This window comes from Stenotrophomonas acidaminiphila (genome assembly GCF_014109845.1).
Classification (GTDB): domain Bacteria; phylum Pseudomonadota; class Gammaproteobacteria; order Xanthomonadales; family Xanthomonadaceae; genus Stenotrophomonas; species Stenotrophomonas acidaminiphila.
This window is the reverse complement of the sequence record NZ_CP043567.1, coordinates 2947901-2970408: the sequence shown is the minus strand read 5'-3', so window position 1 is coordinate 2970408 and position 22508 is coordinate 2947901. Positions and strand designations below refer to the sequence as shown.

General features: G+C 68.8%; 16 protein-coding genes and 1 pseudogene. 6 read left to right on the top strand and 11 right to left on the bottom strand.

Annotated elements, in window-relative coordinates; genetic code table 11:
* Positions 1 to 195: 195 nt before the first annotated feature.
* From metH to F0P95_RS13530, 3 genes are read right to left on the bottom strand one after another with little or no spacing between them, the layout of a single operon-like run.
* A complete protein-coding gene (metH, locus tag F0P95_RS13540) occupies positions 196 to 2877 on the bottom strand; it encodes a methionine synthase (protein ID WP_182334664.1) in 2682 nt (893 codons plus the stop codon).
* Positions 2874 to 3953: a homocysteine S-methyltransferase family protein gene (locus tag F0P95_RS13535; RefSeq protein WP_182334663.1), complete on the bottom strand. Its 1080-nt coding sequence runs from the start codon at positions 3951 to 3953 to the stop codon at positions 2874 to 2876. The genes metH and F0P95_RS13535 overlap by 4 nt, the downstream gene beginning before the upstream one ends.
* Positions 3954 to 3997: 44 nt before the next feature.
* Complete coding sequence (locus tag F0P95_RS13530) at positions 3998 to 4927, bottom strand: ArsR/SmtB family transcription factor (RefSeq protein WP_182334662.1); 930 nt, start codon at positions 4925 to 4927, stop codon at positions 3998 to 4000.
* Between the two features lie 207 nt (positions 4928 to 5134).
* On the opposite strand from F0P95_RS13530, the gene F0P95_RS13525 reads away from it, so the two are divergent.
* Complete coding sequence (locus tag F0P95_RS13525; protein WP_182334661.1) at positions 5135 to 6283, top strand: acyl-CoA dehydrogenase family protein; 1149 nt, start codon at positions 5135 to 5137, stop codon at positions 6281 to 6283.
* A 122-nt stretch (positions 6284 to 6405) separates the two neighbouring features.
* On the opposite strand, the pseudogene F0P95_RS13520 reads toward F0P95_RS13525, so the two are convergent.
* The 3 genes and pseudogenes from F0P95_RS13520 to F0P95_RS13510 form a co-directional block, all read right to left on the bottom strand.
* Positions 6406 to 9574 (bottom strand): annotated as a pseudogene (locus F0P95_RS13520) (multidrug efflux RND transporter permease subunit).
* 18 nt (positions 9575 to 9592) lie between these two features.
* On the bottom strand, positions 9593 to 10771 hold the full coding sequence (locus F0P95_RS13515) for an efflux RND transporter periplasmic adaptor subunit (RefSeq protein ID WP_182334660.1): 1179 nt from the start codon (positions 10769 to 10771) through the stop codon (positions 9593 to 9595).
* Positions 10772 to 10791: 20 nt separating this feature from the next.
* Positions 10792 to 11559 (bottom strand): TetR/AcrR family transcriptional regulator, encoded by a 768-nt coding sequence (locus F0P95_RS13510; protein WP_182334659.1) that lies wholly within the window; start codon positions 11557 to 11559, stop codon positions 10792 to 10794.
* Between the two features lie 107 nt (positions 11560 to 11666).
* Here F0P95_RS13510 and F0P95_RS13505 point away from each other — a divergent pair, with 107 nt between their 5' ends.
* From F0P95_RS13505 to F0P95_RS13485, 5 genes are all read left to right on the top strand, one after another.
* Positions 11667 to 16646 carry an NAD-glutamate dehydrogenase gene (locus F0P95_RS13505; RefSeq protein ID WP_182334658.1) on the top strand — a complete coding sequence of 1660 codons (4980 nt, stop codon included), beginning with the start codon at positions 11667 to 11669 and terminating at the stop codon, positions 16644 to 16646.
* A gap of 322 nt (positions 16647 to 16968) precedes the next feature.
* Positions 16969 to 17739, top strand: coding sequence for an NAD kinase (locus F0P95_RS13500; protein WP_182334657.1), 771 nt, complete (start codon positions 16969 to 16971; stop codon positions 17737 to 17739).
* A 51-nt stretch (positions 17740 to 17790) separates the two neighbouring features.
* On the top strand, positions 17791 to 18744 hold the full coding sequence (locus F0P95_RS13495) for a 5'-nucleotidase (RefSeq protein ID WP_054666515.1): 954 nt from the start codon (positions 17791 to 17793) through the stop codon (positions 18742 to 18744).
* A 20-nt stretch (positions 18745 to 18764) separates the two neighbouring features.
* Positions 18765 to 19466 (top strand): class I SAM-dependent methyltransferase, encoded by a 702-nt coding sequence (locus tag F0P95_RS13490; protein ID WP_232528688.1) that lies wholly within the window; start codon positions 18765 to 18767, stop codon positions 19464 to 19466.
* Between the two features lie 273 nt (positions 19467 to 19739).
* A complete protein-coding gene (locus F0P95_RS13485) occupies positions 19740 to 19952 on the top strand; it encodes a cold-shock protein (RefSeq protein WP_054666511.1) in 213 nt (70 codons plus the stop codon).
* Between the two features lie 307 nt (positions 19953 to 20259).
* Here the strand turns inward: F0P95_RS13485 and F0P95_RS13480 are convergent, their stop codons facing one another.
* From F0P95_RS13480 to F0P95_RS13460, 5 genes are all read right to left on the bottom strand, one after another.
* On the bottom strand, positions 20260 to 20403 hold the full coding sequence (locus F0P95_RS13480) for a hypothetical protein (RefSeq protein ID WP_182334655.1): 144 nt from the start codon (positions 20401 to 20403) through the stop codon (positions 20260 to 20262).
* Positions 20404 to 20431: 28 nt separating this feature from the next.
* On the bottom strand, positions 20432 to 20677 hold the full coding sequence (locus F0P95_RS13475) for a hypothetical protein (RefSeq protein ID WP_182337075.1): 246 nt from the start codon (positions 20675 to 20677) through the stop codon (positions 20432 to 20434).
* A 9-nt stretch (positions 20678 to 20686) separates the two neighbouring features.
* Entirely contained in the window at positions 20687 to 21088 is a 402-nt protein-coding gene (locus tag F0P95_RS17565) for a YkgJ family cysteine cluster protein (protein WP_425515937.1), read from the bottom strand.
* Between the two features lie 330 nt (positions 21089 to 21418).
* Entirely contained in the window at positions 21419 to 21970 is a 552-nt protein-coding gene (locus F0P95_RS13465; RefSeq protein ID WP_182334654.1) for a DUF2939 domain-containing protein, read from the bottom strand.
* Positions 21971 to 21986: 16 nt separating this feature from the next.
* Positions 21987 to 22457 carry an SRPBCC family protein gene (locus F0P95_RS13460; RefSeq protein WP_182334653.1) on the bottom strand — a complete coding sequence of 157 codons (471 nt, stop codon included), beginning with the start codon at positions 22455 to 22457 and terminating at the stop codon, positions 21987 to 21989.
* Positions 22458 to 22508 lie beyond the last annotated feature (51 nt).

Sequence of the window (22508 nt, the reverse complement as noted above, 5' to 3'; positions counted from 1 at the left end):
CGGCCCGGCACTGGCCGGCCGCCGGGGCCGCGGGTCCGGGCATGCCCGCCCATCGACGGCCATGCGCGCTGCCATCAGCGCCGCGCGGAGACACTCACTCCGGGGCGTGGTCGACGCCGTGGGAAAACCGGGGCGCCGAGCGCGCCGGGTGCGCCGCCACGTGCGCGGCGCCGACACCGGCTGCGAGCTGCCTGCTCATTCGGGGTCGTAGTCCAGGTTCGATGCCAGCCACCGCTCGGCCTGCGCGCGGTCCACGCCCTTGCGCCGCGCATAGTCGGCCACCTGCTCCCGCGACACCCGCCCGACCACGAAGTACTGGCTCTGCGGATGGCTGAAGTAATAGCCCGACACCGCCGCGGTGGGCAGCATGGCGAAGCTCTCGGTCAGCGACATGCCGATGTCTTCGGCGCCGAGCAGGGCGAACAGCGTGCGCTTCTCGCTGTGTTCCGGGCAGGCCGGGTAGCCGGGCGCGGGGCGGATGCCGACGTAGCGCTCGGCGATCAGCGCCTCGTTATCCAGCGCTTCGTCGGCCGCATAGCCCCAGTACCCGGTGCGCACGCGATGGTGCAGGCGCTCGGCCAGCGCCTCGGCCAGGCGGTCGGCCAGGGCCTTGAGCAGGATCGCGTTGTAGTCGTCGTGGTCGGCCTCGAAGCGCGCCACGTGCGGCTCGATGCCGATGCCGGCGGTGACCGCGAAGGCACCGATCCAGTCCTGCCTGCCGCTGTCTTCCGGGGCGATGAAGTCGGCCAGGCAGAAGTCCGGGCGCTCGGCCGGCTTGTCCACCTGCTGGCGCAGGAAGTGCAGGGTGGCCTGGCCATCGGGCAGCGATACCACCACGTCGTCGCCGCGGCTGTTCGCCGGCCACAGCCCGAACACGGCGCGCGCGGTCAGCCATTTTTCCTTGATGATCGTGTCCAGCATCGCGCGCGCGTCGCGGTACAGCGCGCTGGCCTGGGCGCCGACGATCTCGTCGTCGAGGATCGCCGGGAACTTGCCGGCCAGCTCCCAGGCGCTGAAGAACGGGCTCCAGTCCAGGAACGGCAGCAGGTCCTGCAGCGGCCAGTCCTCGAACACATGCAGGCCCGGCTGCGCCGGTACCGGTGGCGCGTACTGCGCCCAGTCGCAGCTGAAGCGCTGGCCGCGCGCATGTTCCAGCGAGACCAGGCGCTTGGCGTCGCCGCGGTTGCGGTGGCGCTGGCGGATGTCGGCGTAATCGGCATCGTTGGCCGCGACGAACGCGCCGCGCAGCTCCTGCGAGATCAGCGACTGCGCCACGCCCACCGCGCGCGAGGCGTCCTTCACCCACACCGTGGGCGCGCTGTAGTGCGGGTCGATCTTCAGCGCGGTATGCGCGCGCGAGGTGGTGGCGCCGCCGATCAGCAGTGGCGTGCTGAAGCCCTGGCGCTGCATCTCGCGGGCGACGTGGCTCATCTCCTCCAGCGAGGGCGTGATCAACCCGGACAGGCCGATCAGGTCGGCATTCTCGGCGCGCGCGGTGTCCAGGATCTTCTGCGCCGGGACCATCACGCCCAGGTCGATCACCTCGAAATTGTTGCAGGCCAGGACCACGCCGACGATGTTCTTGCCGATGTCGTGCACGTCGCCCTTGACCGTGGCCATGACGATCTTGCCGTTGCTCTTGCCGGCGTCGCCGGTGCGCAGCTTCTCGGCCTCGATGAAGGGCAGCAGGTAGGCCACCGCCTTCTTCATCACCCGCGCCGACTTGACCACCTGCGGCAGGAACATCTTGCCGGCGCCGAACAGGTCGCCGACCACGTTCATGCCGTCCATCAGCGGGCCTTCGATCACGTCCAGCGGCCGGCTGGCCTGCTGCCGCGCTTCCTCGGTGTCCTCTTCGACCCAGCTGTCCAGGCCATGTACCAGCGCATGCGCCAGCCGCTCGCGCACCGGCTTGCGGCGCCAGGCCAGGTCCTCGGCCTTCTTCTCGCCCTTCCTGCCCTTGTAGCGCTCGGCGATCTCCAGCAGGCGCTCGGTGCCGTCGCGGCGGCGGTTGAGGATCACGTCCTCCACGCGCTCGCGCAGTTCCGGTTCCAGTTCGTCGTAGATCGGCAGCGCACCGGCGTTGACGATGCCCATGTCCATGCCGGCGCGGATGGCGTGGTACAGGAACACCGCGTGGATCGCCTGGCGCACGGTCTCGTTGCCGCGGAAGGAGAACGAGACGTTGGACACACCGCCGGACACGTGGCAGTGCGGCAGCGTGCGCTTGATGATGCGGGTGGCTTCGATGAAGTCCACCGCATAGTTGTCGTGTTCCTCGATGCCGGTGGCGACGGCGAAGATGTTCGGGTCGAAGATGATGTCCTGCGGCGGGAAGCCGACCTGCTCGACCAGGATGCGGTAGGCGCGGGTGCAGATTTCCACCTTGCGCGCGCAGGTGTCGGCCTGGCCGTCCTCGTCGAAGGCCATCACCACCGCGGCCGCGCCATAGCGGCGCACCAGCCGGGCGTGCTCGATGAACGCCGCTTCGCCCTCCTTGAGCGAGATCGAGTTGACCACGCTCTTGCCCTGCAGGCACTTCAGCCCGGCCTCGATCACGCTCCACCTGGACGAATCGACCATCACCGGGATGCGCGCGATGTCCGGCTCGGACATGATCAGGTTGAGGAAGCGGGTCATCGCTTTCTCGGAGTCGATCAGGCCCTCGTCCATGTTGACGTCCAGGATCTGCGCGCCGCTGGCGACCTGCTGGCGCGCCACCTCCACCGCTTCCTCGTAGCGCTCTTCCTTGATCAGCTTGCGGAACTGCGCGCTGCCGGTGACGTTGGTGCGTTCGCCGACGTTGACGAACAGCAGGTCCGGGGTGACGACCAGCGGTTCCAGGCCGGACAGGCGGGTATATGGCAGGGTGTTCATGCGGTCTGCTCCCGGGCCTGCGGCAGCGCCCGCGGCGGCACCCCGGCCACGGCCTCGGCGATCGCCTTGATATGCGCAGGAGTAGTGCCGCAGCAGCCGCCGACCAGGTTCAGCAGCCCGGAGGTAGCGAACTCCTTCAGCGTGGCGGCCATTTCCTCCGGCGTCTCGTCGTACTCGCCGAAGGCGTTGGGCAGGCCGGCGTTGGGGTGGGCGCTGACGTAGCCGTCCGATACCTGCGCCAGCGTCTCCACGTGCGGACGCATGTCGCTGGCGCCCAGCGCGCAGTTGAAGCCGATCGACAGTGGCTGGCCGTGCGCGACCGAAGCGTGGAAGGCCTCGGCGGTCTGCCCGGACAGGGTGCGGCCGGAGGCGTCGGTGATGGTGCCGGAGATCATCACCGGCAGGCGCCCGCCCCGCGCGTCGAAGGCCTCCTCGATGGCGAACAGCGCGGCCTTGGCGTTGAGCGTGTCGAAAATGGTCTCCACCATCAGCGTGTCGGCACCGCCGTCGATCAGGCCGTCGATGGCCTCGCGGTAGGTCGCGCGCAGTTCGTCGAAGCTGGTGTTGCGGAAGCCCGGGTCGTTGACGTCGGGGCTGATCGAGGCGGTGCGGCTGGTCGGGCCGAGCACGCCGATCACGAAGCGCGGCTTGTCCGGGGTCTTCGCCTCGATGGCGTCGCAGCATTGCCGCGCCACCTGCGCGCCGGCCTTGTTCAGTTCGTACACCAGGTGCTGCAGGTGGTAGTCGGCCTGGCTCACCGAGGTGGCGTTGAAGGTATTGGTCTCCACCAGGTCGGCGCCGGCTTCCAGGTAAGCGGTGTGGATGCCGGCGATGATGTCCGGCCGGGTCAGCAGCAGCAGGTCGTTGTTGCCCTTCAGGTCATGGCCGCAGCCGGCGCCGTGCACGTGGGCGCTGTCGAAACCCTCCACGAAGCGCTGCCCGCGGTAGTCGTCCTCTTCCAGCCCATGGCGCTGGATCATCGTGCCCATGGCGCCGTCGATGACCAGGATGCGCCGGGCGAGGGCGTGCAGCAGCTTGGCGACGCGTTCGGGATGGAGCCAGGGGAGGGCGTGCATGGGCGGACCGTGGGGGGAATCAGGGAGAGGACGGGTACGCCCACTCAGGGGCGGTGGGCGATCAGCGAGATCACCTCGAAATGCGGCGGGCGCTTCTCGCGGGTGACGGTTTCCAGGCTGGACACCTCCAGCCCGGCCTTTTCGACGAACCTGCGCAGTTCCTTGCCGGTGAAGCCGAGGTTGACGTGGCCGTAGGCTTCCACCGCGGCCTTGTGCTCGTGGCGGGCCAGGCTGCACAGCATCAGCCGCCCGCCCGGGCGCAGCACCCGCGCGCCTTCGGCCACCGCCCTGGACGGGTGGCTGGCGTAGGTGAGGGCATGCATCAGCACCACCAGGTCGAAGCTGCCGTCGTCGAACGGCAGCTGGTGCATGTCGCCCTCGCGCACTTCCACGTTGGGCAGCCTGCGCAGGCGCTCGCTGGCCGCGGCGACCACGCGCGCGCTGGTGTCGATGCAGACATAGCGCTGCGCGTGCGGGGCCAGCAGTTCGGCCAGCACGCCGTCGCCGGAGGCGATGTCGAGCACGTCGCCGGTTTCCAGCAGCGGCAGCGCGCTGCGTGCCAGCGCTTCCCAGGTGCGTCCGGGCGAGTAGTGGCGTTCCATGTCGCCGGCCACGCTGTCGGCCCAGTTCTGGTCGGCCGCGCGCATCGCCAGCACCGACGGCACCCGCTCGGCGTCCTGGCGCAGCAGCGGGTCGTCGCTGCCGTTGCTCAGCGCATGCCACAATGCGCGCTGCGCCGGATCCAGCGCGGCGTCGTCGAAGCGGTAGTAGGCCGATACCCCGGCGCGGCGATCGCGCACCAGCCCGGCTTCCTTCAGGCGGGCCAGGTGGGTGGACACGCGCGGCTGCGCCAGCGTGGTGATGGCCGACAGCTCGGCCACGGTCAGCTCTTCCTGTTCCAGCAGCGTCAGCAGGCGCACGCGGGTGGCGTCGGCGAACACCTTCAGGCGGGTCGACCAGTCTTCCAGATCCATAAATATCTACCTATCGAGATAGAGAGATATTTTGCTGCTGCGGCGCGGCAGGGTCAAGGCGCGGCCTGCGTGGGCCGGGTGAACGGGCTCGCAGGTCGACGTGAATGGCGCTGCCCACCCAGCGCCGTCTGCCGCGGCCGGACCCCCTCTTTGCCGATCACGGCAACAGTTACAATCGCAACTTCGTAATGCCCTGGGAGGGGTGTAGTGGATTTCAGCTTTTCCGACGAACAACTGATGCTGCAGGATGTCGCCCGCCGCATCGCCCAAGAGAAGATCGGCCCCAGTGCCGAGCACCACGATGCCACCGGCGAATATCCGCTGGAGAACATCCGCCTGCTCGGCGAGAACGGCCTGATGGGCATCGAGGTACCCGTCGAGTACGGCGGTGCGGGCATGGACCCGGTGTCCAGCGTGCTGGCGATCATCGAGGTGTCCGCCGCCGATGCCGCGCACGCAACCATCATGTCGGTCAACAACTCGCTGTTCTGCAACGCCGTGCTCAGCCACGGCAGCGAGGAACAGAAGCAGCTGTACGTGCGCGCGATCGCCGAGGGCCGCGAGATCGGCGCCTTCGCCCTGACCGAATCGCAGTCCGGCTCCGACGCCACCGCCATGCGCTGCCGCGCGGTGAAGCAGGCCGACGGCTCGTATGTGATCAACGGCCAGAAGAGCTGGATCACCTCCGGCCCGGTGGCACGCTACATCGTGCTGTTCGCGATGACCGACCCGTCGCAGGGCGCGCGCGGCATCACCGCCTTCATGATCGACACCACCCGCCCGGGCTTCGGCCGCGGCAAGACCGAGCCCAAGCTCGGCGTGCGCGCCTCGGCCACCTGCGAGATCGAGTTCCAGGACTACGTGGCCCGCGCCGAGGACGTGATCGGTGCCGAGGGGCAGGGCTTCAAGATCGCCATGGGCCTGCTCGACTCCGGCCGCATCGGCATCGCCGCGCAGGCGGTGGGCATCGCCCGCGCCGCCTACGAGGCGTCGCTGGCCTACGTGCGCGAGCGCAAGTCCTTCGGCGCGCCGATCGGCAGCTTCCAGATGATCCAGGCCAAGATCGCCGACATGAAGTGCAAGCTGGACGCGGCGCTGCTGCTGACCCTGCGCGCGGCCTGGACCAAGGCCCAGGGCAAGCGCTTCTCCACCGAAGCCGCGGTCGCCAAGCTCACCGCCTCGGAAGCGGCGATGTGGATCGCCCACCAGGCCGTGCAGATCCATGGCGGCATGGGCTATTCCAGGGAAATGCCGCTGGAGCGCTACTTCCGCGACGCCAAGATCACCGAGATCTACGAAGGCACCAGCGAGATCCAGCGCCTGGTCATCGCCCGCAACGAAACCGGCGTGCGCTGAGCCGCCGGCGGATGCCGGGCGGGCCCCGGCGTAGCGGGAGTCGGCGGTCCAGCCGCCGGTTGAGGAACAAACAAGAAGCCCCGGCATTGCCGGGGCTTCGTCGTTTCAGGATCCAGGTCCGGTCAACGGTCCTGCTGCACCGTACGCACCTTGTGCTGCTCGATGAACTGCCTGGACGGCTCGTCCAGCTTGTCGCCGAGCACGCGGCGCACGGTGACGAAGAACAGCGGGATCAGCAGCACGCCGATGACGGTGGCGAACAGCATGCCGCCGATGACGCCGGTACCCAGCGAGTGGCGGGCGTTGGCGCCGGCGCCGGTGGAGATGGCCATCGGCAGCACGCCCAGGATGAACGCGAACGAGGTCATCAGGATCGGCCGGAAGCGCAGGTGCGCCGCTTCGATCGCGGCCTCGCGCAACGTCTTGCCGGCGGCGCGCTGTTCCACCGCGAACTCCACGATCAGGATCGCGTTCTTCGCGGCCAGGCCAATGACCGTCACCATGCCGATCTTGAAGTACAGGTCGTTGGGCAGGCCGCGCAGCAGCGAGAACACCACCGCGCCGAGGATGCCGACCGGCACCACCAGCAGCACCGAGACCGGGATCGACCAGCTTTCGTACAGCGCGGCCAGGCACAGGAACACCACCACCACCGACAGCACCATCAGCAGCGCCGCGGCGTTGCCGGCCAGGATTTCCTGGTAGGACATGCCGCTCCAGTCGTAGCCGAAGCCGTTGGGCAGGTCGTTGCGCACCAGGTTCTCCATGGTCGCCATCGCCTGTCCGGAGCTGCCGCCCGGGGCCGGCGAGCCGACGATGTTCACCGCCGAGTAGCCGTTGTAGCGGCTCAGCGCCGGCGGCGCGTAGATCCACTCGGACTTGACCACCGTGCTGAGCGGGATCATCGAGCGCTGGCCGTCGGCGTCCTTGCTCAGCGCGCTGGGCACGTAGTAGCTGCGCAGCGATTCGGGCCCGGTGCGGTAGGCGGCATCGGCCTGCATGTTCACGCGCTTGATGCGGCCGCCGTAGAAGAAGTCGTTGACGTACACCGGTGCCAGCATCATCTGGATCGCGGTGTAGACGTCGTTGACCGACACACCCATGGCCTGGGCCTGCACGCGGTCCACCTTCAGCTGCAGTTGCGGCGCGTTCTCCAGCGTGTTGGGGCGCACGCCGACCAGCGACTTGTCGGCCGATGCCGCGCCGATGAGGGTGTTGCGCGCCTCCATCAGGGCATCCTGGCCGGCGCCGGCGCGGTCCTGCAGCCACATGTCGAAACCGCCGAACTGGCCCAGGCCCTGCACGGTGGGCAGGTTGACGAAGAACACCTGCGCGTCCTTGATGCCGACGAACGCCTTGCCGTTCATCTTCTGGATGAACTCCGGCGCGGTCTCCTTGCGCGCGTCCCAGTCCTTGAGGCGGATGAAGGCCATGCCGACGTTCTCGCCGGAACCGACGAAGCTGAAGCCGGTGACCTGCATCATGCCCTCGAAGGACGGGTCGTCCTTCATCATCCCCAGCAACTGGTCGAACACCACCGAGGTGCGGGTCTTGGTCGCGCCCGGCGGCAACTGCACGATGGCCAGCGCATAGCCCTGGTCCTCTTCCGGCAGGAAGCTGCCGGGCAGGCGGGTGAACAGGAAGCCGCACAGCACCAGCAGCAGCGCGAACACCATCAGCCAGCGCGGGCTGTGGCGGATGACGCTGCCGACGCTGCCGACATAGCTTTTTTCCAGCTTGCCGTAATAGGTGTTGAAGGTGCGGTAGATCCAGTTCGGCCTGTCGTTGTGGGTCGGCTTGAGGAAGGCCGCGCACAGTGCCGGGGTGAAGCTCAGCGCCAGCAGCGCCGAGAAGCCCATCGACATGGCGATGGTCAGCGCGAACTGCTTGTAGATCTCGCCCGAGGCGCCGGGCTGCATGGCGCTGGGAATGAACACCGCGGCCAGCACCACGGTGATCGCCACCACCGCGCCGGTGATCTGGCCCATCGCCTTCTGCGTGGCCGGCTTGGGGTCGAGCTTGTCCTCGCTCATGATGCGTTCGACGTTCTCGATCACCACGATCGCGTCGTCGACCACGATGCCGATCGCCAGCACCATCGCGAACAGGGTCAGCTGGTTGATGGTGAAGCCGATCGCCAGCATGCCCATGAAGGTGCCGAGCAGGGCCACCGGGATGACCAGGGTGGGGATGATCGTCGCGCGGAAGTTCTGCAGGAAGATCAGCATCACCAGGAACACCAGCACGACGGCTTCCACCAGCGTGTTGACCACCTCCTTGATGGAGATGTTGACGAAGGTGGTGCTGTCGAACGGGGTGAACCAGCTCACCCCCGGCGGGAAGCTGGGGGCGAGGTCGTCCATCTTGGCGCGTACCGCCTTGGACACGTCCAGGGCATTGGCGCCGGGCAGCAGCTGCACCGCGAACGCGGCCACCGGCTTGCCGTTGTAGCGGGTGTCGAAGCCATAGTTGGAGGCGCCGAAGGCGACGCTGGCAACGTCCTTGAGGCGCACCACGCTGCCGTCGGCGTTCGCCCGCAGGATGGTGTTCTCGAACTCCTCCGGCGAGCTGTAGCGGCCCTCGGCGGCGACGGTGGCGGTGAACGCCTGGCCGTTCGGGGCGGGGTCGCCGCCCACCGAACCGGCGGCGAACTGCAGGTTCTGGGTGCCGATGGCGTTGTACACGTCGGTGGCCGACAGGTGGTAGCCCTGCAGCTTCTCCGGGTTGAGCCAGATGCGCATGGCGTACTCGGAACCGAACTGCTGGGTACTGCCGACGCCCGGCACGCGCGAGATCTGGTCGAGCACGCGCGAACCGACGATGTCGTTGAGCGCGTCGCGGTCCACCGAGCCGTCGTCCGAGCGCACGCCGATGGCCATCAGGAAGCCGGCGTTGGCCTTGGCCACCACCACGCCCTGCTTGGTCACTTCCGAGGGCAGCCGCGGGGTCGCCAGCGCGACCTTGTTCTGCACCTGCACCTGGGCGATGTCCGGGTCGGTGCCGCTGTCGAAGGTCAGGGTGATGGAGACGCGGCCGGTCGAGGACGAGGACGAGCTGAAGTAGACCAGGTTGTCGATGCCGGTCAGCTGCTGCTCGATCACCTGGGTGACCGATTTCTCCGCGGTGGCGGCACTGGCGCCGGGATAGGTGGCGCTGACGGTGACCTGCGGCGGGGCGACGCTGGGGTAGGACTCCACGCCCAGGTTGAGGATCGAGATCACGCCCGCCGAGCGAGATCAGGATGGCCACCACCCAGGCGAATACCGGGTGGTCGATGAAGAATTTAGGCATGGCGGGTTCCCGTTTCCCTTACTTGGCCGGAGCCGGCGCGGCGGCGGGCTTGGCGGCGGGCTTGGCCGCGGCCGGCTGCCACGGCGAGGGCTTGGCCGGCGCGCCTTCCTTGACCTTCTGCACGCCCGAGACGATGACCTTGTCGCCGCCGGCCAGGCCGGAGGAGACCAGCCAGCTGCCGTTCTGCTGGCCGTCCAGCACCACGTCCTTGCGGACCACGTTGCCGTCGCTGCCCACGACCAGCACGTAGCCACCGCGGGTGTCGCGCAGTACCGCCTGCTGCGGGATCAGGAAGGCGTTCTTGCGCTCGCCCAGGTTGGCCTTGAAGCTGACGAACGAGCCAGGCAGCAGGGTGCGTTCGGGGTTGGGCAGCTGCGCGCGCAGCGAGACCGCGCCGGTGGCCGGGTCGACCGTGGTGGCCGAGAAGTCCAGCGTGCCCTGGTGGGTGTACGGGGTACCGTCGGGCAGGTTCACCTGCACCGTGGTCCTGCCATCGCCGGCCAGGGCCACCGCGCCCTTGTCCTGGGCGGCACGCAGCGCGCTCAGTTCGTCGGCGGTCATCGAGAAGTTGACGTACAGCGGATCGACCTGGTCGACGGTGGTCAGCAGGGTCGCCTCGCCCTGTCCAACCAGTGCGCCCTCGGTCACCTGCTGCTTGCCGGCCACGCCGGCGATGGGCGAGGTGACGTTGGCATAGCCCAGGTTGATGCGGGCGGTGGCCACGGCGGCCTGCGCCTGCTGCACGGCCGCGGCGGTGGTGCGTTCGGCGGCCTCGGCGTTGTCCAGGTCGGACTTGGACACGTAGCTCTGCGGCGCCAGCGAGCGCGCGCGCTCGGCGGTGGTCCTGGCGTTGGCATGGCTGGCACGGGCCGCGGCCAGCGCCGCTTCGGCCGAGGCCAGCGAGGCGCGCAGCGGCGCCGGGTCGATCTGGAACAGCAACTGGCCTTCCTTCACCGCGCTGCCTTCTTCATAGGCGCGCTTGAGCAGCACCCCGGAAACCCGTGCGCGCACATCGGCCGAGCGGAACGGCGACAGCCGGCCGACCAGTTCCCGCTGCAGCGGCAGGGTCTGCGCCCTGGCTTCGATGACACCGACGTCCGGCGGCGGCGGGGCGGCCTGTTCCTGGGGCTTCTTGCAGGCGGTCAGGCCCAGGGCCAGGGCGCCGGTAAGGGCGAGGATGCGGAGCGGGGAGGTCATCGTGAAACTCCGGAGGTTGTTTAGCGAGTGCCGGGGATGCCGGCCGGCGGCGCCGGGAAGGCGCGCAGGAAGGCATCAACGGCGAATTCGGCCCACCGGCGGCGCAACTCTGGGGCGTCGCGGTAGGGAGCGTGGAACCGTTGTCGTTCGAAATCCTGGCCAGCGATCATGCTTATTAACATTTCAGCCATGAAATGCGCATCGTCATGGATGACGCGGCCGCGGGCCATCTCGGTTCGCATCCATTCAGCCAACTGGTCGCGGAGCACGTCGGCACTGTCGTGGTAGAGCGCGCGCGCCTCCTCGCGGAACTCCAGGGTGCCGCTGGCGATCACCTGCGCGGCCTGGCGGACGCGCGGCTGGTTGCGGTGTTCCAGATAGTGCACGGCGAAATCCAACAGTACCTCACGCAACGGGCGCGCGTCGCCGGCGGCCAGCGGGGCGGCGGCGACGCTGGCATGCCGCCGCATCGCCAGGCTGAGCAGTTCGCGCTTGCTGCCATAGCGGCTGTAGAGGGTCTGTTTGGAGCAGCCCACGTAGGCGGCCACCGCGTCCATGCTCAGGTGCATGCCCTGGGTCGCGAGCAGCTCGCGCACGGCGTCGAAAACGCGCTGGTCGCGCGCCTCGGCAGGCGTGGGTCGGGAGGGGGTGGAATGCACGATTTGGACTATACCGTCCAGTTTACAATTGGTAAAGCGGCGCGAAAACGGGTTTTTCCAGGCTGGGCGTGGTTCGTCGGACAAAGCGTAATGCGCGTCATTTTGTTGTTTAAAAACAATAATTTGCATTGATTTTCGGGGGTGTTTCGAGGGGCCGATTGCGGCCCTGCAACAATGCTCTTCGAATGGCGGGAGCTACAATCGCGCCTCCCCAGGAGCCCACTGAAAGCTCAACCATGAAATCGCAAAACAACGCTGCCAAGTCCGCAAAAACGAAATCCCAACCGGCTGCCAAGCAGAGTGTCTCCGAGGCCGGCCTGTCCCTGGAGCCGGTTTTTGCGGCTTTGCGCAAGCGTTACCCCGCCGCGGCCCAGGCCCAGGCGGTGGCCTTCGCCTCGGCGTTCTACAAGCGCATGGAGACTGATGAGTTCGGCGCGCATCGCGCCGAGGACTGGGCGGCGCTGGCCGCCGGCATGCTCGAGTTCGCCCGCGTGCGCAAGCCGGGCAAGGCCAATGTCCGCGTGTTCAATCCGGGCCTGAAGACCGACGGCTGGGAAACCGCCCACACCGTGCTGCAGATCGTCAATGACGACATGCCGTTCCTGGTGGATACGGTGTCGCTGGCGCTGGCCGACATGGGCGTTGGCGTGCACGTGCTGGGCCACCCGGTGATCGCGCTGGGTCGCGACAAGGCCGGCAAGCTCACCGCCGTGGGCGAGGGCGCGCTGGAGTCGGTGATGCTGCTGGAGATCGACCGGCAGCCGGCCGACGCCATGGAAGCAGTGGCCAGGCGCGTGAACGAGGCGCTGGAAGACGTGCGCGCCATCGTCAAGGACTGGGAGCCGATGCGCGACAAGGCGCTGGCCCTGGCCGACGACCTGGGCCAGCGCACCCTGCCGGTGAGCGATGAGTCGCGCCAGGAGGCGCAGGAGTTCCTGCGCTGGGCCGCGGACAACCATTTCACCTTCTTCGGCTACCGTGAATACAAGGTCGAGAAGCAGGGCCGCGAGGACGTGCTGGCGGCGCAGAACGGCACCGGCCTGGGCCTGATGCGCGGCAAGGACACCTCGGTGGCGCGCCCGGTCAAGGGGCTGGCGGCGCAGGGCCTGAACACCACCAGCGGCCTGACCGACGCGCTGATCCTGACCAAGACCAACGCCCGTTCGCGGATCCACCGCGGCGGCTACATGGATTACATCGGCGTGCTGGAATTCGACGCCAAGGGCCGCATCATCGGCGAGCAGCGCTTCCTCGGCCTGTTCACCTCCAGCGCCTACAACCGCCGCCCGTGGGAAATCCCGCTGGTGCGCCAGCGCTACGAGAACGTGATGAAGCGCTCGGGCCTGAGCCCGTCCAGCCACAGCGGCAAGGCGCTGCGCCACATCCTCGAATCGCTGCCGCGCGAGGAGCTGTTCCAGTCCAGCGAGGACGAACTGTTCCGCACCGCGATCGGCGTGCTGGGCCTGCAGGAGCGCGTGCGCAGCCGCCTGTTCCTGCGCCGCGACAAGTTCAGCCGCTTCATTTCCGCGCTGGTGTTCCTGCCGCGCGAACGCTTCAACACCGACGTGCGCCTGCGCATCGAGGGCCTGCTGCGCGATGCGCTGCAGGGTGAGTACGTGGATTCCAGCGTGGTGCTGGGCGACTCGCCGCTGGCGCAGGTGCACCTGATCGTGCGCCCGAAGGCCGGGCAGAGCCTGGACCTGGACACCGACGGCCTGGAGAAGCGCCTGGCCCACGTGCTGCGCAACTGGCAGGACGACCTGCGCGAGGCGCTGGTCGGCCGCCACGGCGAAAGCGAAGGCCTGCGCATCGCCTCGCGCATCGGCAAGGCGCTGCCGGCCGGTTACATCGAGGACTCCAGCGCCGAGATCGCCGCCGCCGACGTGGTCCAGCTCGACGCGCTGACCGGTCCGGACGACCTGCGCCTGAGCCTGCAGACCATCCACCGCGAAGGTGCCGATGGCCTGCGCATGAAGCTGTACCGCCAGCTCAAGGACATCCCGCTGTCCGACGTGCTGCCGATGATGGAGAACATGGGCCTGCGCGTGATCGCCGAACGTCCGTACCGCCTGATGGTGGACGACGCGCCGGTCTACGTGCAGGACTTCGAGGTCGAATCGACCGTCGGCGCCATCGATGCGACCGCCGCCAGCGCGGCCTTCGCCGACGCCTTCGCCCGGGTGTGGCACGGCGAGGCCGAGAACGACGGCTTCAACCGCCTGGTGCTGGCCACCGGCCTGGACTGGCGCCAGGTCTCGATGCTGCGCGGCTACTGCAAGTACCTGCTGCAGATCGGCGTGCCGTTCTCGCAGGCCTACGTCGAAGGCACCTTCAACCGCTACCCGCTGCTGGCGCGGCTGATCGTGGAGCTGTTCGAAGCCCGCTTCGACCCGGCACCGGCCACCGACAAGGCCACGGCCGATGCGCAGTTGGCGCAGTTCAAGGCGCTGGCCGGCGGCGATGCCGCCACCATCAAGCTGCTCGAGGGCGTGGTCAAGGCGCGCGGCGGCAGCCGCGACGCGCGCATGGCGCTGGTCCACGACACCCTGGTCAAGCTGCTGGACGGCGTGTCCAGCCTGGACGAGGACCGCATCCTGCGCAGCTTCATCGGCGTGATCCAGGCCACGCTGCGCACCAGCTACTACATGCCGCGCAAGGACGGTCTGCGCGCCGACGGCGGCCCGGCCGACTACATCAGCTTCAAGTTCGATGCGGCCAAGGTGCCGGACCTGCCCAAGCCGCGCCCGTACCGCGAGATCTTCGTGTGCGGCCCGCGCGTGGAAGGCACCCACCTGCGCTTCGGCCCGGTGGCCCGTGGCGGCCTGCGCTGGTCCGACCGCCGCGAGGATTTCCGCACCGAGGTGCTGGGCCTGGTCAAGGCGCAGATGGTGAAGAACACGGTGATCGTGCCGGTCGGCTCCAAGGGCGGTTTCTACGCCAAGCAGCTGCCGGATCCGGCGCTGGACCGCGATGCATGGTTCGCCGAGGGCGTGGCCTGCTACAAGCGCTTCATCAACGGCCTGCTGGACATCACCGACAACATCGTCGGCAACAAGATCGTGCCGCCGCAGGGCGTGGTGCGCCACGACCAGGACGATCCGTACCTGGTGGTCGCCGCCGACAAGGGCACCGCGACGTTCTCCGACACCGCCAACGGCATCGCCCGCGCGCATGGCTTCTGGCTGGACGACGCCTTCGCCTCGGGCGGCTCGGTGGGCTATGACCACAAGGGCATGGGCATCACCGCGCGCGGTGCGTGGGAGTCGGTCAAGCGCCACTTCCGTGCGCTGGGCCGCGACTGCCAGAAGCAGGACTTCACCGTGGTCGGCATCGGCGACATGTCCGGCGACGTGTTCGGCAACGGCATGCTGCTGTCCGAGCACATCCGCCTGGTGTGCGCGTTCGACCACCGCCACATCTTCCTCGATCCGAACCCGGTGGCGGCGTCGTCCTTCAAGGAACGCGCGCGCATGTTCAAGGTGCCGCGTTCGAGCTGGGCGGACTACGATGCCAAGCTGATCAGCAAGGGTGGCGGCGTGTACCCGCGCTCGCTCAAGTCGATCGAGATCACCCCGCAGGTGCGCGAGGCGCTGGGCATCGACGCCGGCATCAAGTCGATGACCCCGACCGATCTGATCAACGCCGCGCTCAAGGCGCCGGTGGACCTGGTGTGGAACGGCGGCATCGGCACCTACGTGAAGTCGGCCAGCGAGAGCAACGCCGACGTCGGCGACCGCGCCAACAATGGCCTGCGCGTCAATGGCGGCGAGCTGCGCTGCAAGATCGTGGGCGAGGGCGGCAACCTGGGCATGACCCAGCTCGGCCGCATCGAGGCCGCGCACAACGGCGTGCTGCTCAACACCGACTTCATCGACAACTCCGCCGGCGTTGATACCTCCGACCACGAGGTCAACATCAAGATCCTGCTCAACGACGTGGTGCGGGCCAAGAAGCTCACCGTCGAACAGCGCAACAAGCTGCTGGCGTCGATGACCGACGAGGTCGCCGGGCTGGTGCTGATGGACAATTACCGCCAGAACCAGGCCATCAGCCTGATGGAGCGGATGAGCGTCAAGCGCCTGGGCTCCAAGCAGCACTTCATCCGCACGCTGGAGCAGCAGGGCCTGCTCGATCGCCAGATCGAGTTCCTGCCCTCCGACGCCGAGCTGTCCGCGCGCAAGGTGCGTGGCCAGGGCCTGACCCGTCCGGAACTGGCGGTGCTGCTGTCCTATTCCAAGATCGTCGCCTTCCAGCAGCTGCTGGAATCGGACATCCCGGAAGATCCGTACCTGTCCAAGGAGCTGCTGCGCTACTTCCCGCAGCCGTTGCAGAAGAAGTACGCCGACGCGATGAACGGCCACCGCCTGAAGCGCGAGATCATCGCCACCGCGGTGACCAACCAGACCATCAACCGCATGGGCGCCACCTTCCTGATGCGCATGCAGGAAGACACCGGCCGCAGCGTGGCCGAGGTCGCCAAGGCCTACACCATCAGCCGCGAGACGCTGGATGCGCGCGCGCTGTGGACGCAGATCGACGCGCTCGACGGCACCCTGCCCGAGGCCGTGCAGGTCGATGCCCTGGAAGTGATCTGGAAGCTGCAGCGTTCGTTCGTGCGCTGGCTGCTGAACCGTCCGGGCGCGATGCCGGGCATCACCGCCGCGGTCGAGCGCTACCAGGGGCCGTTCAACGACATCCGCGTCGCTTCGGGCGTGCTGCCGGATTCGCAGCGCCCGGCCTACGAGGCCAGCGTCAAGCAGTGGAAGGAGAAGGGCCTGCCGGCGGCACTGGCGCAGCAGCTGTCCGAGCTGCAGTTCCTGGAGCCGGCGTTCGACATCATCGAGCTGGCCCGTACCCGCAAGCTCAAGCCGGTGGACGTGTCCAAGGTCCATTTCCGCCTGGGCGAAGCCCTGCAGATGCCGTGGCTGTTCGAGCAGATCGACGCGCTGGAGGTCAACGGCCGCTGGCACGCGGTCGCCCGTGGCGTGCTGCGCGACGAACTGGCCGCGCACCAGCGCAACCTGGCCGGCCAGGTGCTGTCGATGAAGGGCGGCAACGCCGAGGCCAAGGTGGCCGCGTGGCTGGGCCGCGACGACAGCAGCCTGCGCTTCACCCTGGCGATGCTGGCCGAACTGGCCGAGCAGAAGACGCTGGACTACCCGACCGTCTCGGTCGCGGTGCAGCGCCTGGGCCAGTTGGCCGCGCACGGGGTTTGACCCCGTGGTCGGGCCGGTTTTACCGGCCCGACCCAAAAATTCGCGCCGCGAACTGTTGGCACCGCCCTCGGTTTGCCTATCTCCGCGGCTGTCGCCGCACCCCCTTAACAAAGGGGGCTTTGCTCCAGAACGTTGACAGAGAGGTGCCGACCGTTGGTCGGCACCTGCCGGATGAAGCACTGCGGCCAGGGCCGCTTCTGTGCAGGCAACGGATGTTGCGGCAGGAGCGGCCCCGGCCGCGGTGCTTTCCGGCTCCCGGCTCCCGGCAAAGGCAGGGTTCGCGATTGCGGGTTATCCTCGGTAATCCTCACCGCAACCGACGATGGCCATGTCCCCCCGCATCGCCTTTCTCGCCAGCAGTACCGACGCCGCGCAGCAGGCGCGTGAACGCCTGGCCGCACGCTATGGCGACCACGCCCCGGATGCGGCCGACGTGCTCTGCCCGCTGGGCGGCGATGGCTTCATGCTGCAGACGCTGCACCGCTTCGGCAGCATGGGCAAGCCGGTGTTCGGCATGAAGCTGGGCACGGTCGGCTTCCTCATGAACCACCATCGCGACGACGACCTGCTGCATCGGCTGTCGCAGGCGGAGCCGGCGCACCTGCGCCCGCTGGAGATGATCGCGCGCACCGAATCCGGCACCACGGTCGGCTCGCTGGCCTATAACGACGTGTCGATGCTGCGGCAGACGCGGCAGGCGGCGCACATCGGCATCGACCTCAACGGCCAGCAGCGCGTGGAGGAGCTGATCTGCGACGGCGTGCTGGTCTCCACCCCGGCCGGCAGCACCGCCTACAATTACTCGGCGCACGGGCCGATCCTGCCGCTGGGTTCGAACACCATCGCCTTGACGCCGCTGGCACCGTACCGGCCGCGGCGCTGGCGCGGGGCCATCCTCAAGGCCGAGACCGAGGTGCGCTTCCGGGTGCTCGACCCCTACAAGCGGCCGGTCAGCGTCACCGCCGACTCGCACGAGACCCGCGACGTGGTGGAAGTCACCATCCGCGAGTCGCGCGAACGCCAGGTGACGCTGCTGTTCGACCCCGAACACAATCTGGAAGAACGCATCCTCAGCGAACAGTTCATGTTCTGAGCGGGTGCGCGGGCAACAACGCCGGCAACGGCAAGGCAATGGATCAGGAACATGGGTGACAACACTCCCAGGCTGTTGACGGTGGCAGTGACCTCGCGGGCGCTGTTCGACCTCGAGGAAGGGCATGCGCTGTTCGAGCGCGAGGGCGTGGAGGCCTACGCCGCATACCAGCGCGAACACGAGGACGACGTGCTCAAGCCGGGGGTGGCCTTCCCGGTGGTGCGCAAGCTGCTGGCGCTGAACGAGGGCGCTCCCATGGAGACGCCGCGGGTGGAGGTGATCCTGCTCTCGCGCAATTCGGCCGATACCGGGCTGCGCATCTTCAATTCGATCCAGCACTACGGGCTGGGCATCGTGCGCGCGACCTTCACCGCCGGCGAGCCGACCTGGCCGTACGTCAAACCGTTCGGTACCGACCTGTTCCTGTCCGCCAACCCTGAATCGGTGCGGCGCGCGCTGGTGCACGGCATCGCCGCGGCCACCATCCTGCCGCGCGGTCCCGGCGAGGTATCCGCGGCGGCGGCCACCGACACCGGCCGGCCGCCGGCGCAGCTGCGCATCGCCTTCGATGGCGATGCGGTGATCTTCGGCGACGAGGGCGAGCGCATCTCGCGCGAGCACGGCGTGGAAGCCTTCGGCCGCCACGAGCGCGAGAACGCGCACGCGCCGCTCAGCGGCGGGCCGTTCCGCAGCTTCCTGTCGGCCCTGCACGCGTTGCAGGCCGCGTTCCCGGCGGGCGAGGAGGCGCCGATCCGCACCGCGCTGGTCACCGCGCGCTCGGCGCCGGCGCATGAGCGGGTGATCCGCACCCTGCGCGAGTGGGGCGTGCGCCTGGACGAGGCGTTGTTCCTCGGCGGACGCCACAAGGGGCCGTTCCTGGAAGCCTTCGGCGCCGACATCTTCTTCGACGACTCCCAGCACAACATCGACAGCGCGCGCCAGCACCACAGCGTCGCCGCCGGTCACGTGCCGCACGGTATCGCCAACGCCGACCGCGCCGGATGAGCGGCGGCGGAGGCGCGCACGTGCACCGTACCTGGCGGCACGTGGAGCTGCAGTTCCAGGGCGACGTCACCCAGACCCGGATGTCGCGCTGGTTCCCGCAGCGCCTGCACGTCGGTTACACCCGCACCATGCTCGCCGCGCTGTGGCTGCATCCGGCACCGCAGCGCATCGGCATCATCGGGCTCGGTGGTGGTGCGCAGGCCAAGTTCTGCCATCGTCACCTGCCGCAGGCATGCATCGAGGTGGCCGAGAACAATGCCGGGGTGATCGCGCTGCGCGATGCGTTCCGCATCCCGGCCGACGACGCGCGGTTGCACGTGGCATGCGTCGATGGCGCGCGCTGGCTGCGTGGCCAGCGCGGCCGCTTCGACCTGCTGCTGCTCGATGCCTACGATGCGCACGGCATTCCCGCGGCGCTGTCCACCCAGGCGTTCTATGACGATTGTCGCGCCGCGCTGGGTGCCGACGGGGTCATGGCCAGCAACCTCTACGACACCGACACCCGCGCGCACCTGGCGCGGCTGCGGCGCAGTTTCGACGGCCGCGTGCTGAAGCTGGACGAGCCGGGCATGAGCAACAAGGTCGCGATTGCGTGGAACGGCACGCCGCATCCGGCGCCGGTCGATGCCGCGCTGGCGGCGTTGCCATGGGCGGCACGGGGGCAGCTGCGTGCCGGTTTCCGGCGGCTGTCGCAGGCCTGGGCACGGTCCGCGCCGCACTGAGTTCCGCGCCGGCGGATGCGCGGCCGGCAGCCGGCGCGCCGGTCACGATGTAGTGCGTGCCTGGCGCCCGAGGCTGAACCGCGGCCAGCACCAGATTTGCTTTGCGCGCGCCAAGCCTCTACCGTGGTCGCGCTGAATGACAAGGGTCACCTTGAATCGTGGCCCGATGCTGTAGAGGTTGCCTTCTACACTGTTGCACCCGCTTCTCAATTCTCCTTGGAATCAGCGTCCTGCCGCAGTCCGCGGCGCCCATCCGCAACAAGGAGTATTGAAATGTCCCAGTCCCAGACCGGTACCGTGAAGTGGTTCAACGACGCCAAGGGTTTTGGTTTCATCACCCAGGACGGCGGCGGTGAAGACCTGTTCGTCCACTTCCGTTCGATCGAATCGTCCGGCTTCAAGTCGCTGCAGGAAGGCCAGAAGGTCACCTACGTGGCGGTGAAGGGCCAGAAGGGCATGCAGGCCGACCAGGTCCGCGTGGTCTGAACTGACCGGCAATCGCCGTGATCGGAAAGCCCGGCCTCGCGCCGGGCTTTTTCGTTGCGGTCGCGCGTGGCGCGCAGGCGCCATCGGGCGAGGGCCGCCCGCATCCGGCAGGCGCAGGCGTGGGCGGCATGCATGCGGCCGCCGGTCTTTGCCCGTGCCCGCTGGCTGGCGGATGCCGCCAGGGCACCGGCGCGCCGGTGGCGCTTCCATGCCACGCCCGCGCGTCAGCGTGGCATGGCGTCCGTCGATCCCGCGCCGCGGCGCGGTGCGGAGCCCTGCACCGGCCGGGCGGGCGTGGCCATGGCCGTCAGGACGCGGATGCCGGCGGGTCGGCCGGATCGGTTGCCTGGGGACCGTTTGGGGCGCGCTTCCTGGCGAGCTTTTCGTCCTTCTGCTTCTTCTTGGCCAGCTCGCGCTGGCGCTTTTCGTATGAGTAGTTGATCTTGGCCAAGGTCGTCGTCCGTCGGGGGAGGGGAGGGTCAGGTCTTTTCCGGGGTGCGCTCGGCAGCCGGCGCCTTGCCGCCACGGCCGGGCGGTTTCGGGCTTTCGACCTTGCCGCGCAACGGGGTGTTGCCGAGCGTTTCTATCTTTCCGCCGGCGCGGTCGAACGCGGCCAGGTCCTCGGCAATGCGCTCACGGGTCAAAGGTCCGGATGCGGAGGGGCCGGCGAAGGCCGACGTCGTTTTCCTCGGTGCGATGGAGCCGGATTTGCGCGGTGTACTCATGTGCTCTCCTCATGCCAGTGTCGATTCGATGGTGCGGCTTCCGGAGCGCGCGTATGCCGCGCGCACCGAGCGGCAGCAGGGCCCGCCCATGGCGAAGGATCTGCAGACCGCCGGCCGGCTTGCATGGATCCGGCAGTTCATCCGCTGCCCGTCCACGGCCACGCACCAGCCCTCCGGATCGCGGGCCATGACCCGCAGCCCGTGGAGCCGGGTGGTCATGTGCGCGGGCACGTCGTCTTCGCTGTCCAGCACCACGGTCAGGCGGCAGCAGACCGCGTCGCAGGACGTGCAGTGGACGCTGGCAGCAGCCTGCCTGGATGACGGGTTCAGGCCCCGTCTCCACGCAGGTCGTGCGCTGCCTGCGCCCTTGCGGGCAGATGCCTGGCGACGCCGATGCCGGGCCGGCGCGATGCCGGTGTTTCGCGGATGGAATGTGCGGTCATGGAGACTCCCGTTGAGCGGCCGCCCGGACGCACCGGAGCGGATGACGCAGGAAAGGGAGCGGAGCGGGCAACTGCCTGGGCGGCTGCGCGGAACGCGCGGGGCAGGCATTGCCTGCCCGGCCATGCTAACACCTTGCGGCAAGGCCGGTTTCACGCACCGTGCCGTTTCCGGCATGCGCAGGATCGATCGCGCCCGCGATCGATGTGGAGCGATGGCGAACGCAGTGCTCAGGCAACGCCATCCTGGCCCTGTCTCGTGCGCCAAGGCCCGAGCCCCCGGGGCGGCGCGGCAGGGGGCTCAGTGCGGTGCGTCCAGGGGCAGGGTGATGTCGGTCAGGCGCCAGCGCAGCCCCTGGCGGGACAGCACGAAAACCACGCTGCCGCCATCGTCGAGCGGCCGGGTAGCGGTGAAGCGGGACAGCGATTCGTAGCGCCCGCGCGCGCCCTGCAGCGGGCGGGCCGGCGCGGGCGGCCCCCAGGTGTCGCCGTCGGCGGTATCGCCAGTGGCGCGCTTCCACACTCCATGCCCCTGCAGCAGGGCGGAGATGCCGGCGGGGGTGACCATCACGTCCACCGCCGCGCCGGTCAGGCGGCCGGCCACGCCCAGCGCCATGACGCCGAACAGGCTGGACTGCATGTCGCTGCCGGCGCGCCGCACCAACTGGTCGTCGAGTTGCGCCTTGAGGTTGATCCGCAACGCCGGGAAATCGACATGCCGGGCAAGTCGCGCGGCGTCGCGCTGTTCGATCGCCTCGGAGATGCCGCGGATCGCCAGCCAGGGGCCGGCGGCCACGTAGCCGGCGAGCAGCGCCAGCAGCAGGGCGATGGTCGGCAGCAGCCATTTCTTCATCGTCGCGCTCCCCGGCTCAGGCCGGCCGTCCGGGGTGGGATTCGGCCCAGCGCCGCAGCAGCACCAGGGTCTCGGCCCACGCCTGGCTGCAGAAGCCGAGGAACTCGCTGTCCGGGTCCCAGCCCAGGTGGCGGAACTCGAGCACCGTCATCGGTTCGCCCTCATGCGGCAGGCCGCGCCAGGCGCCGGGACTGGCGCGGCGCGACAGTTCGAAGCGGATCTCGGTGCCGGTCCACGCCGAGGCCGGGCTCTGTACCGGGTGCCGGCTGATCACCTCCCAGCGCACGCAGTGCGCGGAGGTTTCCAGCACCTTCATGGCAACCACGCCATGCGCCGGCCCCGGGTTGTGGCTGAGCACGGCGTCGCCGTCGATCACGCTGGCGGTGTGGGCGACCCACCAGCGCCCGAGTCCCTGCGCGGTGGCCAGGCCGGCGTGTACGGTGGCCAGCGGTGCGTCGATCCAGATCTGGTGATGGATGGCGGCCATGGCGGCGGCTCCGTCGGGCGTTGCCCGCTAGGGTGCCGCAAATCCACCGGC

Excerpts from the sequence above, each read along its gene's own strand:
- metH (WP_182334664.1), bottom strand. The coding sequence starts at position 2,877 with ATGAACACCCTGCCATATACCCGCCTGTCCGGCCTGGAACCGCTGGTC.
- F0P95_RS13535 (WP_182334663.1), bottom strand. The coding sequence starts at position 3,953 with ATGCACGCCCTCCCCTGGCTCCATCCCGAACGCGTCGCCAAGCTGCTG.
- F0P95_RS13530 (WP_182334662.1), bottom strand. The coding sequence starts at position 4,927 with ATGGATCTGGAAGACTGGTCGACCCGCCTGAAGGTGTTCGCCGACGCC.
- F0P95_RS13515 (WP_182334660.1), bottom strand. The coding sequence starts at position 10,771 with ATGACCTCCCCGCTCCGCATCCTCGCCCTTACCGGCGCCCTGGCCCTG.
- F0P95_RS13510 (WP_182334659.1), bottom strand. The coding sequence starts at position 11,559 with ATGCAAATTATTGTTTTTAAACAACAAAATGACGCGCATTACGCTTTG.
- F0P95_RS13505 (WP_182334658.1), top strand. The coding sequence starts at position 11,667 with ATGAAATCGCAAAACAACGCTGCCAAGTCCGCAAAAACGAAATCCCAA.
- F0P95_RS13500 (WP_182334657.1), top strand. The coding sequence starts at position 16,969 with ATGGCCATGTCCCCCCGCATCGCCTTTCTCGCCAGCAGTACCGACGCC.
- F0P95_RS13495 (WP_054666515.1), top strand. The coding sequence starts at position 17,791 with ATGGGTGACAACACTCCCAGGCTGTTGACGGTGGCAGTGACCTCGCGG.
- F0P95_RS13485 (WP_054666511.1), top strand. The coding sequence starts at position 19,740 with ATGTCCCAGTCCCAGACCGGTACCGTGAAGTGGTTCAACGACGCCAAG.
- F0P95_RS13475 (WP_182337075.1), bottom strand. The coding sequence starts at position 20,677 with ATGAGTACACCGCGCAAATCCGGCTCCATCGCACCGAGGAAAACGACG.
- F0P95_RS13465 (WP_182334654.1), bottom strand. The coding sequence starts at position 21,970 with ATGAAGAAATGGCTGCTGCCGACCATCGCCCTGCTGCTGGCGCTGCTC.
- F0P95_RS13460 (WP_182334653.1), bottom strand. The coding sequence starts at position 22,457 with ATGGCCGCCATCCATCACCAGATCTGGATCGACGCACCGCTGGCCACC.